The organism is Psychrobacter sp. Choline-02u-9, from assembly GCF_002836505.1.
Lineage (GTDB): Bacteria > Pseudomonadota > Gammaproteobacteria > Pseudomonadales > Moraxellaceae > Psychrobacter.
This window is the reverse complement of the sequence record NZ_PJBF01000041.1, coordinates 125045-140431: the sequence shown is the minus strand read 5'-3', so window position 1 is coordinate 140431 and position 15387 is coordinate 125045. Positions and strand designations below refer to the sequence as shown.

13 protein-coding genes are annotated in these 15387 nt (G+C 43.6%); 4 read left to right on the top strand and 9 right to left on the bottom strand.

Translation table 11 applies throughout. The features are described from left to right. Positions 1-3: 3 nt before the first annotated feature. Complete coding sequence (locus CXF69_RS03185) at positions 4-1926, bottom strand: glycine betaine ABC transporter substrate-binding protein (RefSeq protein WP_102077961.1); 1923 nt, start codon at positions 1924-1926, stop codon at positions 4-6. A gap of 392 nt (positions 1927-2318) precedes the next feature. Further along, positions 2319-3803, bottom strand: a complete 1485-nt coding sequence (locus tag CXF69_RS03180) for a coniferyl aldehyde dehydrogenase (RefSeq protein WP_102077962.1) — start codon at positions 3801-3803, stop codon at positions 2319-2321. A gap of 406 nt (positions 3804-4209) precedes the next feature. Here CXF69_RS03180 and lipB point away from each other — a divergent pair, with 406 nt between their 5' ends. The 3 genes from lipB (at position 4210) to CXF69_RS03165 (ending at position 6396) form a co-directional block, all read left to right on the top strand. Then, on the top strand, positions 4210-5049 hold the full coding sequence (lipB, locus tag CXF69_RS03175; protein ID WP_102077980.1) for a lipoyl(octanoyl) transferase LipB: 840 nt from the start codon (positions 4210-4212) through the stop codon (positions 5047-5049). Positions 5050-5243: 194 nt separating this feature from the next. Next, positions 5244-5774: an inorganic diphosphatase gene (locus CXF69_RS03170; RefSeq protein ID WP_057759479.1), complete on the top strand. Its 531-nt coding sequence runs from the start codon at positions 5244-5246 to the stop codon at positions 5772-5774. Positions 5775-5931: 157 nt separating this feature from the next. After that, a complete protein-coding gene (locus CXF69_RS03165; RefSeq protein WP_101205393.1) occupies positions 5932-6396 on the top strand; it encodes a hypothetical protein in 465 nt (154 codons plus the stop codon). A gap of 146 nt (positions 6397-6542) precedes the next feature. On the opposite strand, the gene CXF69_RS03160 is transcribed toward CXF69_RS03165, so the two are convergent. From CXF69_RS03160 to CXF69_RS03140, 5 genes are all read right to left on the bottom strand, one after another. Then, positions 6543-7358 carry a sulfite exporter TauE/SafE family protein gene (locus CXF69_RS03160; protein ID WP_102077963.1) on the bottom strand — a complete coding sequence of 272 codons (816 nt, stop codon included), beginning with the start codon at positions 7356-7358 and terminating at the stop codon, positions 6543-6545. A 113-nt stretch (positions 7359-7471) separates the two neighbouring features. Further along, complete coding sequence (locus tag CXF69_RS03155; RefSeq protein WP_102077964.1) at positions 7472-7987, bottom strand: flavin reductase; 516 nt, start codon at positions 7985-7987, stop codon at positions 7472-7474. Positions 7988-8092: 105 nt separating this feature from the next. Then, positions 8093-9121 (bottom strand): methionine synthase, encoded by a 1029-nt coding sequence (locus tag CXF69_RS03150; protein WP_102077965.1) that lies wholly within the window; start codon positions 9119-9121, stop codon positions 8093-8095. Positions 9122-9175: 54 nt separating this feature from the next. Further along, on the bottom strand, positions 9176-10213 hold the full coding sequence (locus tag CXF69_RS03145) for a DUF1852 domain-containing protein (RefSeq protein ID WP_102077966.1): 1038 nt from the start codon (positions 10211-10213) through the stop codon (positions 9176-9178). A 309-nt stretch (positions 10214-10522) separates the two neighbouring features. After that, positions 10523-11410 (bottom strand): SDR family NAD(P)-dependent oxidoreductase, encoded by an 888-nt coding sequence (locus CXF69_RS03140; RefSeq protein WP_102077967.1) that lies wholly within the window; start codon positions 11408-11410, stop codon positions 10523-10525. 236 nt (positions 11411-11646) lie between these two features. Here CXF69_RS03140 and CXF69_RS03135 point away from each other — a divergent pair, with 236 nt between their 5' ends. Next, the gene (locus CXF69_RS03135) at positions 11647-12048 is read left to right on the top strand and encodes a DUF1622 domain-containing protein (protein WP_219621247.1); all 402 of its coding nucleotides are present in this window, start codon (positions 11647-11649) and stop codon (positions 12046-12048) included. A gap of 79 nt (positions 12049-12127) precedes the next feature. Here the strand turns inward: CXF69_RS03135 and dusB are convergent, their stop codons facing one another. Together dusB and CXF69_RS03125 are read right to left on the bottom strand one after the other, a co-directional pair. Next, complete coding sequence (gene dusB, locus CXF69_RS03130) at positions 12128-13159, bottom strand: tRNA dihydrouridine synthase DusB (RefSeq protein ID WP_102077968.1); 1032 nt, start codon at positions 13157-13159, stop codon at positions 12128-12130. A gap of 120 nt (positions 13160-13279) precedes the next feature. Beyond that, on the bottom strand, positions 13280-15325 hold the full coding sequence (locus tag CXF69_RS03125) for a BCCT family transporter (RefSeq protein ID WP_102077969.1): 2046 nt from the start codon (positions 15323-15325) through the stop codon (positions 13280-13282). Positions 15326-15387: the final 62 nt, after the last annotated feature.

The window sequence follows — 15387 nt, the reverse complement described above, 5'->3', positions numbered from 1 at the left end:
CTTCTACCCAATCGGACGTCTGCCTGCTTCGATGTTTTTTTGACGGGTACGCTTACCTTGACCAAATGCTTGCGTAATACGATCAATGATAATGGCAACGATAACGATGGCCGTACCTGCTTGTAGGCCCTGACCGATATTGAGCGTTTGGATAGACTGCAACACATCTTCACCAAGACCAGGAGCACCAATCATTGAGGCCAATACCACCATGGCAAGTGACATCATTACGGCCTGATTGATACCTGCCATAATACTGGGCAACGCTTGTGGCAATTTAATCCAAAGAAGTAGCTGTAAATGCGTACTACCAAAGGATCGTCCTGCTTCGACCATTTCATGATTGACTTGTGTAATCCCTAACGTCGTCAGACGAATCAAGGGTGGCAGCGCATAAATCACAGTCGCGAATAACGCAGGCACTTTACCAATACCAAACAACATCAGCACTGGTATGAGATATACAAAACTCGGCATGGTCTGCATGATATCTAACACTGGCGTCACAGTCTTGCGTAGCAGTTTGCTACCTGACATAGCGATACCAATAGGAATACCAATCACCACCGTGACCAGTACCGATACGATAAGCAGCGCTAGAGTGTCAATTAATGCGCCCCATAAGCCAAAAGCACCAATCAAAAACAACCCTGCACCACATGCCAGCGCGAACCAAATCTTGCGGACACCAAACCAGCCAAGCACAGTCACAAATGCAATAATAAGCCAAGGCGGGACAACCGTTAATAATCGTTCAATAGGTAATAGCAGGTAAGTAAGCGCCATTGTGCTAATAGTACGAAATACATCACCATAGTTTTGGACCACATTTGCTAAGGCATTATTGAGTGGGGTCTCAAGCGACCATGAAGGAAAGCTTGAGGCGAGCGCTGACGCATTGATATTAGATGCAGTTGTAGAGACAGCACCCGTTGAGCTAAGGCCTAACTTGGTAGCGAGGTTGGTAGCGGCCTCATCGGATAACCATGCTTGCCAAACCTCTGGGTTGTCACGCAAAAACACCATGGCTTGCTCATCGCCAGTGCGTTTACTTTCGCTCATCTCCAAGATAGCACCGTTGAGCTCATCAGAGGTAAATTGCATCTTTTCAAAGACAGCTGCTAGTTCGGGATTGGATTCGACAAACGGGGTAGAAACGGCAATACCTAACGGCGATACTGGGAATCCTGACACGCAATACATCTTACCATCAGCGAGCAGCAGATTTTGCCAACAAGCATCCTCATAAGCTGGGAACTCTAATGGCGCAAGGTCATATTTTGCCATTAGCCCAGTGGGTTGCCAGTAGTAAAACAACAGTGGCTTATGCTGTTCAAAAGCGGAGGCAATTTCGGCATCAAGAGCAGCACCTGTACCAGGGTGTGCGTTGTTGAAAAGGCTGTCTAGACCGGTGGTTTTTAGCAAACGTGTGTTAAAAATCTCACACGTCCAACCAGAGGGACAGTTCATAAAACGTGATCTACCAGGATCTTCAGGGTCTTTAAATAGCTCCGTATATTTAGGCAGATCTTGATAGCTGCGAAGTCCTGGATTCTCTTCCAAGACGTATCGCGGGACATACCAGCCTTGAGTTGCACCACCTTTTAGCGTATCGCCGATGATGGCCACTTTATTTTGCTCAATGGCTTTTTCCATGATTGGCGAACGGCCAACCCACTGCTCCCCGATGACCTGAATGTCATTCTGTGAGAGCGCTGTATCAAGTGCAGGCCCTGCTCCTGGTACTTCTTCTACTGTGCAGCCGTATCCGTCTTCTACGATATATTTGAGTACGCCGGAGGTAAATTGCCCACTCTCCCAGGTTAGCGCCCCAAATTTAATCGGCGAGTTGCAGGCTGCAGACGCCGATACAGGCAATAGTATCGCGCTCATCCACAGTAAGCTTAATGCAATCCATTGGCGCATACTCTTTCCTATTATTATGTTGTATCGGCATGAAATCACTATCAAAACAATAGAACTAAAAAACAGCTGAAAGGTCTATATCAAGTTTACCAATGCTGGCTCTAGACCATTCAGCTACTATCTACTGTTGTTTAGACTTACTACAAAGTGTAGCGATTTATAGAAGTGATGACAAACGCTTATTTGTCGATTAACGCATTAGATAAATTTACGATAATTTTGATAAAGCTCTTATGAAAAGTCGCTCTTAATTTTAGAAATCTATATTTGTAAATTGGTATTTTAGATAAAAAAATAGCACCTATCTGGATAGGTGCTATTGGTTATGGTATCGATTAAAAAGGTCACTATTAATTTCTATAGCTACTATAAAATGTCTAACTCAAGAATTGTTATTTCAAAAACAGCGCCATCGCCTTTTTAAACAGTCCACCATAAGGCGGCAATAATAAATTCAAGCCATTGAGCTTAGTTTGGACAAAAATCGGCTTCATATGGCTGAGACGTTCAAAGCCAGCCTTACCATGGTACGCACCAGTACCAGAGTCACCCACGCCACCAAACGGCAAGTCGTGCTGAGCCACATGTATCAAAACTTCGTTGATACATAAGCCACCCGAGACCGTATTGTTACGCACGTTTTCGATACTGCTGTAATTGTCACTAAACACATATAGTGCCAATGGCCGTGGACGCGAGTTCACAAAGTAAATGGCATCATCAAGCGTCTCATAATGCATCAGCGGCAAAATCGGGGCAAAAATCTCATTTTGCATGAGGTCGCTGTCAGGCTCAGGCTCGCTGACGATGACTGGCGGCATTAAACGGGTCTCTATATTAGATTCAACGGCAGTTAACGCATGTAACTCGCCGCCTGTTAGCGCATCTAGATAGCCTTTTACCCGTTTGAACTGCTCACCATTAATAATGCGAGAATAATCTGGGTTTTCTTCGATATCAGGATAATGCTTGGTCATCCACTCTTTTGCGAGTTGGATAAACTGGTCATGGTATTGACGATGAATCAAGACATAATCTGGAGCAATACACGTCTGCCCAGCATTTAGTGTCTTACCCATCATCACTCGATTGACAACAGACTCTAGATTGGCATCATCTAGTACGATTACAGGTGATTTACCACCAAGCTCAAGCGTCACTGGTGTTAAATTGGGCGCAGCGGCAGCCATTACCTTTTTGCCCACCGCAGTCGATCCGGTATATAGCAGATGGTCAAATGGTAGCTCACTAAAGGCGGCGGCAATCTCAACTTCACCGAGCACCACACAAATCATATCTGGCGAAAAATAACGAGCAATGGCGTCAGCAAACGTCTTTGCAAATTGCGGCGCAGCTTCACTCATCTTGACCATGATGCGGTTGCCCGCGGTGAGTGCATCAATCATCGGGCCAATTGCTAAAAATAATGGATAGTTCCAAGGTACCATGATACCGACCACACCCAATGGCTGAGGCTGAATTTCATTATGGGCTGGCATATATAGCGCTGAAATAGGCGCACGATGGGCTTTCATCCATTTTTTGCCGTGTTTCTTGGCGTGGCTGATACCGGTAAAGCTAGGAAACAACTCAGCGAACTGAGTCTCTGACTGGCTACGATAGCCAAAGTCTGCACTAATCGCCTTTGCAAAACTCTCTTGGTTGTCACTAAGCATCACTTCTAGATTGTCTAGCTGCATCGTACGAGTGCCCCAATCATTGATTGGCTGGGTACGGCTTAACATTTGCAAGCGCGAAAATTGCGCTTTCATCTCATCGATAGTCGTCGCCGTACTTAGGGCTTCAGGCACACGCTGCAGCGCAAAACCGGTCTCGGTCACTGCCTGCTCATGGGCGCTTTGGTTGCTATCTGTCATTTGTCTTCCTTGTCATAATCATAGTAATAGTCATAAGGTTTGTAGTCACTATACTATATTGGGTTAGAGGCTCTATCTTTCTAGTCAGGTGCACTCTTTGATAACCTACTCTGACTATAAATTTCATCAGATTCCATTCATCACACTTTAATGTAGCGCATCGACTGAGCAATGAACAGCATCTTTGGTTGACTACTGCGTCTGTACTAGCAGTACCTTTATAAGCGACTTACCACTGTTCTATACCTATTATTTCATCATCAATTGCTAGCTGTTTTCTATTAGCATTTACGCCATTTACAGACATTGCGCCAGTATATATCTTTGGGCGATAGTCGCCAAAACTGCTACACTACCGATGAGCATTATTTATTTTAAACTTGATAATAATAAGACAGATACTCTCATGCAAAATGACACACAACCCCTTAATGACACGCTTGTCAGCAAATCTCTCTCAGCCGCCGATTATGTCCCTACTCTCGATGCGATGCTGGCACGCACCCTCGAACGTATCGATCTAAAAAAACAACAAGGGCTGCGTACGCCTGATGAATTGTGGATTGTCGATCATAACGACGTCTACACGCTGGGACAGGCAGGCAAAGAAGAGCATATATTACAGCGTACTGACACGCCTATCATCAAGACCGATCGCGGTGGTCAGGTGACATGGCACGGTCATGGGCAGCTGGTTATCTATTGGTTGTTTGACTTAGACAGTCTCAAATGGAGTGTACGCAATCTCGTTTCCCATGCTGAGCAAGCGATAGAAGACGTCATCAATGACTGTTTGAGTAGCTCACCATCTAATAGTGATAATATCAGTGCTCATGCACGCCGCGATGCCCCAGGTGTCTACTTATATGCAGATACTGCTGCAACAGATGACAGCACCTCTACAGATGACAACTCTCTTGATAATAAGATTATGCTGGGCAAAATGGCCTCGCTAGGCTTTAAGATTAAGCATGGCTTTAGCTACCATGGTATTGCGATTAATTTAAATTGTGACCTATCTTCATTTAACGCCATCAATCCTTGTGGCTATGCTGGCATGCAAATGTTGCGATTGTCTGACTTTGTAGCCATGCAGACAGATTCAGAGCAAACTGAGCCAGATGCGCAGACTGAACAGCAAATGAGCGATTCATTCAGCTATGAGACAGTCACTCAAAAACTTATTGATAACATCGCCAAGCGCCATGCTGGTCTGATTGAGTTACGAGCTATCGCACCTAAGTAAATTTTGAACCTATTTTTGCATAATCTTTTTTTGCATAATATCTTGCACGCTTAGACTTAAGCATTAAGAGAAAATTCAGTACAAACTTGCTATAATCGCATGCAGTACAAATTGGACGCAGCAATTATCCTTGCTGTATCCCTAGCTCAACCCCTTATTCAAACATCTAAAACAAAAGCAAATTGGAGCATTTTATGGCAGATTTTAACAAAATTTTGGACGCAGGCGACGTAGACGGCGGCATCATCAATGTAGTAGTAGAGATCCCAGCTGGTAGCAGCCATAAAATTGAGTGGAATCGCGAATTAGCAGTATTTGAGCTTGACCGTATTGACCCACAGATTTTTGCCAAACCTTGTAACTATGGCTTCATCCCACAAACACTTGACGAAGACGGTGATGAGCTTGACGTATTGCTATTGACTGAACAGCCACTACCGACTGGTATTTTCTTAAAAGCAAAAGTTATCGGCGTGATGAAGTTTGTTGATGATGGCGAAGTAGATGATAAAATCGTTGTTGTCCCTGCTGATGACCGTGACACAGGCAATGCTTACAACAGCTTAGAAGACCTACCAAAACAGTTGATCAACCAATTAGAGTTCCATTTCAGTCATTACAAAGACCTGAAAAAAGCTGGTACGACGGTTGTTGAATCTTGGGGTGATGTCGCCGAAGCGAAAGAAGTTATCAAAGAGTCTATCCAACGCTGGAAAGATCTATAATTATCAAATATTGGCAAAAATGCCAATAACGATAAATAAGAAAATACCGCAGTCACCATGGTGGCCGCGGTATTTTTTTGCTTGAATCTTGCTTGTCTAACATGGTTATAATGAGCATATAACTCATTCGCACTTATACGCCCTAATAAGGACAGTCATGTTTAACCCCGACCCTAGCGCAAAACCGGTCAATACCAAGTTGCCAAGAGACGTCATTATGATGGTCGAAAAAAACAACCTAGTAATGGCTATTAAAACTTTGGCAGCAGACGAAAACATCAGTATGGATGAAGCCAAAAGTAGAATTGATGCTTATGAGACCCAGCTGAAAGTAAAGCAACAACAGAAGCTCAACACCATCGCTAGTAAACAAGGCATTCCAAATCAAGCCATCAGCTTTGATAGAGAGCAAGAGGAAGACGAGCCTGGACCATTGGTAAAAAACCGTGTTAAAACCACCAAACAGAGTCAAGGGTTTAAGGGGCTGCAAGATGGTGTCGATAGTCAGTTGAATGACTTAGGCTACAAGAAACCTCTACTACCTTATTGGCTAAAACGATTGCTCGTGATTGCTGTCTTGATGATAGGAATATTTTGGATATTATGGCGAGTATTTGGTTAAGTGATTTAGCTAAATAAAGGACTGAATCAACATACCTTCTATAAAACTGCATACCGACTAGCTACAATTTAAGAATGTAGCTAGTCGGTATGCTAATTGAAAACCTACCCTTGAATCCTTTCAAGCGTCCATTAATCTCAAGTCACTTAGAACAATCCTTTATATAAAAAGTAACAGCCTACGACGGTCAACAGTACTGCAAAGCATTTTTTCAGCAACTGCGGCGATAATGCGTGAGCGACTTTTGCGCCTAGCTTGGCGGTAAAAAAGCTCATCATGCTAATGCCCAAAAAAGCATAGATGTGAACAAAGCCAATCGTATTGGGCACGTCGACTTGAGCTTGCATACCAAAGAACATAAACCCTAGCGCACCTGCAATGGCGATAGGCAATCCACATGCGGCTGAGGTTCCAACGGCTTTTTGCATAACCACACCGTAACGCGTGAGGTAAGGTACGGTTAAGCTACCACCGCCAATGCCAAAAATAGCAGAAGCAATACCGATACCCGCCCCTGCTGCTAATTGCTTAGGCTTTGAAGGCAAAGCTATATGAACATTACCAGCATCGCTATCTGCTTTCTTTTTGCCACCCATAAACATTTTATAAGCGACCCAAAGCAAAAACACACCAACAATCAACTGAAGATACAACCCAGATATCTGTCCTGCTATCCCTGCCCCTAAAAAACAGCCTATTACTAAACCTGGCGTCAGATTTTTAAAGACAGGCCACATGACTGCGCCTTTCTTATTGTGCGCCATGAGCGAGCTTATGGATGTAACGATGATAGTCGCTAGTGAAGTACCCAAGGCCAAGTGCATAATACTGTCAGGACTGTAACCCATTTGCGTAAAGACAATAAATAGCAGTGGTACGATAATAGTGCCACCGCCTACTCCAAATAGCCCTGCAGCAAATCCTGCTAGCGCCCCTATTATTAAAAAAGTTATTAATTCCACAGGATAGTTACTTCTTATTTAGATTTAATGAGATGATAATTATAGTTAAACGACTGCTCAATATTGAACGAGCAATAGCCCATAGGCTTAGGTGTTGGATTGTAGATATCGGATTAAATAAGCTCCACTTGCCCCACTCTAGAATAGGCACGATTAAAATAAACCAACCCTTCATCAGTTCCGCCTTGTGGCTCAGCCTGATTGATAGCGACAACGCGGCACATAAAGACGCTATGCGTGCCGACTTCTTGAATTTGTTCAATCTCACAATCAAAGCTGACCAAGGCATCCTCCAATACAGGAGCGCCTGTTTGTAATTGTGTCCAAGAACCATATGCAAACCGTTCTTCTGAACACAGCTTAGAGGCAAAAGCATTGGACAGCTGCTCATGTTGCGCGCCTAATACATTGACAGTTAGAATCTTATTTTCGAGAAAGTAGCCATGTGACCGAGACGTTTGATTCATACAGACAAGCAAGGTCGGCGGTGTGTCTGTGACACTACATACTGCCGACGCTGTAAACCCATGTATGCCCGTCGCGCCTGCTGTAGTCACCACATTGACCGCAGTCGTTAGCAAAGACATGGCATCTCTAAAGTCGGTCGCGTCAATCCTATCTTTAATCATTGCTTCAATCCCGAGAAACGTTAAAAAATAACGTTAAAAAATTGTGCTTCAATTTTAGTTTTGCAAGGGAAATTCTCTAAATAGAATTTCCTAAACGGCTAAACTCTAAGCAGTCAGTTCTTGACGAACGATTTGAGCACCAGCGCTTAATGCCGCGAGCTTACCACGTGCGACTTGGCGAGATAAAGGTGCCATGCCGCAGTTAGTGGCAGGATACAGCTTATCGGCATCGACAAATTGTAGCGCTTTGCGTAGCGTATCTGCCACTTCTTCTGCTGTCTCGATAGTGTTGGTTGCCACATCAATGGCACCGACCATCACTTTTTTACCGCGAATCAGCTCAATCAGATCCATAGGTACACGTGAGTTTTGACACTCCAGTGAAATGATATCGATTTTCGACTGTTGCAATTTAGGGAACGCTTTTTCGTATTCGCGCCACTCTGAGCCTAGTGTCTTTTTCCAATCGGTATTGGCTTTGATGCCATAGCCGTAGCAAATATGGACAGCTGTCTCACATTTTAGGCCTTCAATGGCACGCTCTAAAGTTGCAATACCCCAGTCGTTCACATCATCAAAGAACACGTTAAATGCAGGCTCATCAAACTGGATAATATCGACGCCAGCCGCTTCTAATTCTTTTGCCTCTTGGTTCAGGATTTTAGCAAATTCCCAAGCCAATTTTTCACGGCTTTTATAATGACCGTCATATAACGTATCAATCATCGTCATCGGCCCTGGCAACGCCCATTTGATTGGCTGATCAGTTTGCTGGCGTAAAAACTTGGCATCATCAACAAACACGGACTTCGGACGGCTCACCGCAGCAACGACTGATGGCACGCTCGCATCATAGCGATTACGAATTTTGACCGTCTCACGCTTCTCAAAGTCAACACCATCAAGGTGCTCGATGAACGTAGTCACAAAATGCTGACGGGTCTGCTCGCCATCACTCACAATATCAATCCCTGCATGCTGTTGTTCTTGCAATGATACACGTAGCGCATCTCGCTTGGCTTCAAGCAACTGCTCGCCCTCTAAAGCCCAAGGTGACCAAATTTTCTCGGGTTCTGCTAGCCAAGACGGTTTTGGTAAGCTGCCAGCGGTAGACGTCGGTAATAGTAGTTTCATACGATTTATCTTCTAGTTAATTTATTTTTTATTATGTTGATGAGTAATGCTCAGTTAAGCGGCTTGCTTCCTAGCCGTTTCTTTTTCAGCAGCTTCTTTTTCAGCAGTATCGCCTGTTACATCATAGCTTGCAGCCCATTCCTCAAGGATTGTTTGATACGGCTTAATAAAATGCGTCTCAGTAAATCTGCCTTGGGTTACTGCCATCTGACTACGTTCAGCGCGGTCATAGACTACTTGCGTCAATGAATAGTCTTGGTAATTCAGGCTAGGTTGATACACTTGTCCAGCGCTTGAGTTGGCGTTGTAAATCTCAGGACGGTAAATCTTCTGAAAGGTCTCCATAGTACTGATTGCACTAATCAGCTCAAGATCGGTGTAATCACTGAGCAAGTCCCCTGCAAAATAAAAGGCTAATGGCGCGGCGCTACCTTCAGGCTTAAAATAACGTACCGTTAAGCCCATTTTATAAAAATAGTCGTCGGTCAACGAGTATTCATCTTGCTTGTACTCAATGCCCAATACAGGATGCTGATTGACAGTACGGTAGTAAGTCTTGCTGGTTGACACGCTCAGGCAAATCACTGGTTTTTTGTGAAAATGAGCGTTGTAAGCCTCTGAATTCAATAAATATTGAAACAGCTTGCCGTGCAACTCACCAAAATTATCTGGCGTTATGGATGCTAGGTTTTTGTCGCGATGCTCTGGTAACACAATACTAAAATCATAATCACGCACGTAAGAGGAGAAACTGTTGCCAACCATACCGTCGATACGCTTGTTTTCTTTGTGATCCACAATCGTTGTTTTTAGCGTTTCGATAATAGGAAACGTCTGACCATTGCCTTTAATATCTAGATCGACAGAGATGATATCAACTTCAACAGAATAACGATCTGCTGTCAGATTATCCCAATGCGCCAATGCATTAAAGCGGTTATTGATCATGGTTAACGTTTTGCGTAAGTTCTCTTGGCGGTGCTCGCCGCGTGCCAAATTTGCAAAGTTAGTCGTCAAACGCGTGCTATCTGCAGGCTGATAGTTTTCGTCAAAACGAATGTGCTTAATTGAACAATTGAATTCTTTACTCATGGTGATCCGCTACCTTATTTATCTGAGATAAAACCAAATCTGTGTATGAGGTGAATCATACCGAAATCTAAACATGAATAAAAACGATACAATTTAAACATAAGATGAATTTTATTCATCTTCCTGAAAATTAGAGATATAAAGGAAATTTAACAGCGGAAGTTTTAAAGGTTTATTTAACGTATAACTAAGTCTTTCACATATAAACGGAGAAGAAGGCTTTTATACTGCTTAAGAGTATTTGAGGCATAAAAAAAGGATACCGTAGTATCCTTCTTATTCAAATTCGAGCCTGATAACAAATCGTTTCTAGTGGTGCTCACCAGGAAGAATTTTGGCAAAGGCACGCTGAGCAAGGTTAGGCTTGCTATCCGTCGTTTGCGCAGCGGTCGAACTTGGGAAAATTCGATAACCAATGGACTGAACGCCAACGTTAAAGGCTGGTACTAGTGAATAAGTCGCCGAGGCAAATTTGCCCATATTACTAGCAATGCTATTTGGCTTATGAACGATGGCTTTTGCGACCATCATCGCTGCTTCATCAGGCATCAGTGCTGGCATATAACGATATAGCTTGGTTGGCGCAATCATTGGGGTACGCACAAGTGGCATAAAAATATTAGTCACTTTGATATTATCGCCTTTGACTTCAGCAGCCAAACAGCGACTAAATGCATCTAAGGCCGCCTTTGACGCGACATACGCTGAAAAGCGAGGGCTATTAGCCAATACCCCAATTGAGGATATATTCACGATTTGACCGGTTTGGCGACCAATCATCGTTGGCAAGAAACCAAGAATGATTTTGACCGCGCCAAAATAATTAATCTCCATGGTACGTTCAAAGTCATGAAAGCGGTTGACCGACTCATGCACTGAACGGCGAATCGAACGTCCTGCATTGTTGACTAGTACATCAACATGTTTAAAGTCAGCCAAAATCTTTTCACTGGTTTTTTCAATCTCATCCATATTAGTAAGATCACATGGATAGTAACTGGCCGTGCCACCAAGTGTTTCGATGTTTTCCTTGACCATTTTTAGCTTATCTTCAGTACGGGCCAGCAAAATAACATGCGCACCACATTCACTGAGCAAAAAAGCCGTGCGCTCACCGATACCACTTGAAGCGCCTGTGATGATAATATTCTTGCCTTTGACGGCTTTGGTAATTGCTTTTTTCGAGAGATTGGCCATAAAAAGTCCTTTTCGTTTATTCTATAGTTATTGGTATTCGGTTATAGCATAGCAAAAAAATGTCGTATGGAGTGAACAAAACCATAGTGGGCGTTAGCTAACGGGACTTTTACAAATTTCGTCGTCGACATAGATATTTATAGATACATTTTTAGCTTATTGTTAATTACTAAATGCTAAGTACTAAGTGTTAAGTGTTAAGCTTTTTTTCTGATTAATTATGAGGAGTATCTACTTTGATAGACACACTAACTCACTATATCGACTTAATTGCCAAAATGATCGAAGTCATTGGCGTCCTCATTATGTTTTTTGGGCTATTTCTTGCCTTGTATAAAGCTTTTCGAGCGTCGAGGCACTTCAACAATGATACCTACGTCGAGATCAGACAGACCGTAGGCAAATCTATATTGTTGGGGTTAGAAGTACTGATTGCCGCTGATATCGTGGCTACTGTCGTCACCGAGCCATCGCTACGCAGCGTACTGGTGCTAGGTTTCATCGTACTGATTCGAACCTTTTTAAGCTTATCGCTACAAGTTGAACTAGAAGGTCGATTCCCTTGGCAAAATAGAAAACCTGTGCCTGACAAACAGTCTGATACTGACAATCATACTGTGCCAATTGATAAAGCATAGCTGTTGGACAAAAATGCCATCAAGAAACGATGCATAGAAATAACTAGCACTGATTTATAAAACAATATTTAAGCGATTACTACTCGTGCGCCTGCAAAAAAGTCTCGACCACTTTAAATTGCCCAACCGTACTTTCTTCACCATACATCGCCTGTCTAAAGGCGTTAGAATTTGGAATACCTGTCGTATACCATGCAATATGTTTGCGAGCGATACGGCAGCCTGAGTACTCCCCATAGAAATCATAGAGCTCTTGCAAATGGGCCAGTACGATCTCTTTTATCTCACTAACGCTCGGTGCCTCTAGGCGCTCGCCAGTACGCAAAAAGTGCTCAATATCGCGAAATATCCACGGCTGCCCTTGTGCAGCACGCCCAATCATCACCGCATCACAGCCTGTCATCTCATAGACGTGTTGGGCTTTTTGTGCGCTGTCGATATCGCCATTGGCAATGACAGGAATACTGATACTTTCTTTGACTTCGTGTATTAGCTCATAGCGTGCATTGCCTGTATACATGTCTTCACGCGTACGTCCATGAATAGCAATTGCTGCAATGCCTGCCTGCTCAGCACGCTTAGCGACTCGTAAGATATTTTCACGACCATTCTCAAACCCTAGACGTGTTTTTAGCGTGACAGGTGCATCCACGGCATTGACCGTTGCATCTAGCAAACGCGCGACCAAATCCTCATCTTGCAACAATGCAGAGCCTGCCAGCTTACGACAGACCTTTTTGGCCGGACAGCCCATATTAATATCGATAATCTGTGCGCCATTATCAATTTGATAACGAGCCGCTTCAGCCAGTTTGTCCGGCTCAGCACCTGCTATCTGTGCCGAGATAGGCGCAATCTCATTGTCAAAATTGGCACGGTACAAGGATTTTTTGCGTGCATAAAGGGCCGTATCAGCGATGATCATTTCACTGACCGCATGACCTGCGCCAAATGATTTGCACAATCGGCGGAAAGGATTGTCCGTTACGCCTGCCATCGGTGCGACCATCAAACGGTTTTCAATCGTCAGGCCACCGATATTTAATGACTGCAACAATGGATGGTCAGACAAAGTCGAGGAAGAAGGTAAAACGGAAGAATCAATAGACATAAAAAACGGCTTGATTTGTAAGGAAAACAAGCCGTTATTCTAAGGATTCCTGCGTTTATTGCAAGCTATTCACGTGAATAACTTGCATAAGCATTACTCGTTTTTAATACATCCCATGCATTATTTATCAAGCACACTGCCCTGCTCTAGCGTGATGTCATCATCATGCTCTTGCATGCGCCACGGTAGACTATCAGGCGATACATTAAGGAAATGCAAATACTTCTCAAACTGATCGATGATGTCATTAATCACTGATTCAGATTTGTAGCCGTATAAGTCATAGGTCTGACCACCACGGCGTAGATACACTTCAGCGCGATGATAGTGCTCTTGTGGCAAGGTATCTGCGCTGTCTTCAGTATAATAGTCAGGCGCATCATGCTCAGATAAGCGCACCTCATACCAAAACTCGACATCGTCACCACGTTGCAACTCAAGCACCGCACGGTTATTCACCGCGTCATAGTTGACCTCAGTCGTCCAGCCAGTTTCTGCAAATTTAGACGACACCTCCATCATCGAAGGCATAACCACTTCTTTGATATAGCTAAGAACCTTTTCACGCGTTGGCTTGTCGGTCATATAATCAATACGCTCGCGCCATGCAGACGGTTTGAGTAAATGCGGCGGCAGTCTGTTGTCATTACCAAGGCTTTGATTACGATGTCCTTCGATACGCAGCGCACGCCACATACCAAACATTGAAATAAGAATAATAACCGCAAATGGTAACGCACTAACGATAGCTGCTGTTTGTAGGGCTTCTAAACCACCTGCAAGTAGCAATACTGCTGCGACAGCACCTTCAGTCACTACCCAAAAGCTACGCTGCCACCATGGTGTATCACTGCGACCACCTGCCGCTAGCGAGTCGATTACCAATGAGCCAGAATCCGATGACGTCACAAAAAAGGTAATAATCAATAAAATGGTCAACGACGACACAAATTCAGTAAACGGTAGATTCTCTAACAGTTTAAATAAAGCAATCGCTTGGTTGTTTTGTACTTCACTGATTAATGAGGTATAACCATCGACCATAATCATGTGTAGCGCGGTATCACCAAACACCGAAAACCAGAAGAACGTAAAGAAAGTCGGTACTAGCATCACACCCAAAACGAACTCACGAATAGTACGACCACGGCTAATCTTGGCGATAAACAGACCTACAAAAGGTGCCCATGCAATCGTCCATGCAAAAATAAATAAAGTCCAGCTGCCGATCCAATTGCTATTCTCGTATGCCTGCAAGCTAAAGGTACGTTCAACGATGTTACCTAAATAACTACCCGTATTTTCCATAAAGGCATTCAAGATAAAAATGGTCGGACCGACAACAAATACGAACAGCATCAACGCAGTTGCCAATAACATATTTAAAATAGATAAGCGTTTTACACCCTTATCCATACCTGCCAACACCGATACCAATGCCGCGGCGGTCACTAAGGCAATGGCAATCACCTGTACGGTCGTATTCACTGGAATGATATCTGGCAGTAAATAATTTAGTCCCGCATTGATTTGCGACACCGACAAGCCAAGACTGGTCGCAATACCAAACATCGTACCTAATATCGCAAACACATCAACCGTATGACCGATAGGGCCATGAATCCTGTCACCAATAATCGGGTACAACGTCGAGCGTATCGATAGTGGTAGACCATGACGAAACGCAAAATACGCTAGTGATAAACCAACGACACCATAAATTGCCCAAATATGAAAACCCCAATGAAAATACGCAATTTGCATCGCCTCTTTTGCCGCGGCGATAGTCTGCGGATCCGACATTGGCGGACTAGAAAAGTGCATCACTGGTTCCGCTACCCCATAAAACAGTAGCGCAATCCCGTAACCTGCCGAAAACAGCATGGCAAACCATTCAAGGAATCCGTACTCTGCCTCAGCATGATCAGGGCCCAGCTTGATACTGCCATAAGACGAAAACGCCAGTACAATAATAAACATCAAAAACAGTGCCACTGCCAGCATATAAAACCAGCCGAATGTCTCAGTCGTAAAACTAAGCACATCACTAAACAGAGCACCCGCTGCTTCAGGATTAATAGCCGTACCAATGACCAATAGCAGCATAATAATTGCTGCAGGTACAAAGACTGGTAATAAAATAGTCGAACGAGGTAATTTACTCATGAAAAATAATATCCTCAAAAGTTGACGATGCCTTTTTATAGAAAAGTTTTAATTAAGGCAAA

What these genes read in the sequence shown, in the direction of transcription:
- CXF69_RS03185 (WP_102077961.1), bottom strand. Translation starts at nt 1,926, where the DNA reads ATGCGCCAATGGATTGCATTAAGCTTACTGTGGATGAGCGCGATACTA.
- CXF69_RS03180 (WP_102077962.1), bottom strand. Translation starts at nt 3,803, where the DNA reads ATGACAGATAGCAACCAAAGCGCCCATGAGCAGGCAGTGACCGAGACC.
- lipB (WP_102077980.1), top strand. Translation starts at nt 4,210, where the DNA reads ATGCAAAATGACACACAACCCCTTAATGACACGCTTGTCAGCAAATCT.
- CXF69_RS03170 (WP_057759479.1), top strand. Translation starts at nt 5,244, where the DNA reads ATGGCAGATTTTAACAAAATTTTGGACGCAGGCGACGTAGACGGCGGC.
- CXF69_RS03165 (WP_101205393.1), top strand. Translation starts at nt 5,932, where the DNA reads ATGTTTAACCCCGACCCTAGCGCAAAACCGGTCAATACCAAGTTGCCA.
- CXF69_RS03155 (WP_102077964.1), bottom strand. Translation starts at nt 7,987, where the DNA reads ATGATTAAAGATAGGATTGACGCGACCGACTTTAGAGATGCCATGTCT.
- CXF69_RS03150 (WP_102077965.1), bottom strand. Translation starts at nt 9,121, where the DNA reads ATGAAACTACTATTACCGACGTCTACCGCTGGCAGCTTACCAAAACCG.
- CXF69_RS03145 (WP_102077966.1), bottom strand. Translation starts at nt 10,213, where the DNA reads ATGAGTAAAGAATTCAATTGTTCAATTAAGCACATTCGTTTTGACGAA.
- CXF69_RS03140 (WP_102077967.1), bottom strand. Translation starts at nt 11,410, where the DNA reads ATGGCCAATCTCTCGAAAAAAGCAATTACCAAAGCCGTCAAAGGCAAG.
- dusB (WP_102077968.1), bottom strand. Translation starts at nt 13,159, where the DNA reads ATGTCTATTGATTCTTCCGTTTTACCTTCTTCCTCGACTTTGTCTGAC.
- CXF69_RS03125 (WP_102077969.1), bottom strand. Translation starts at nt 15,325, where the DNA reads ATGAGTAAATTACCTCGTTCGACTATTTTATTACCAGTCTTTGTACCT.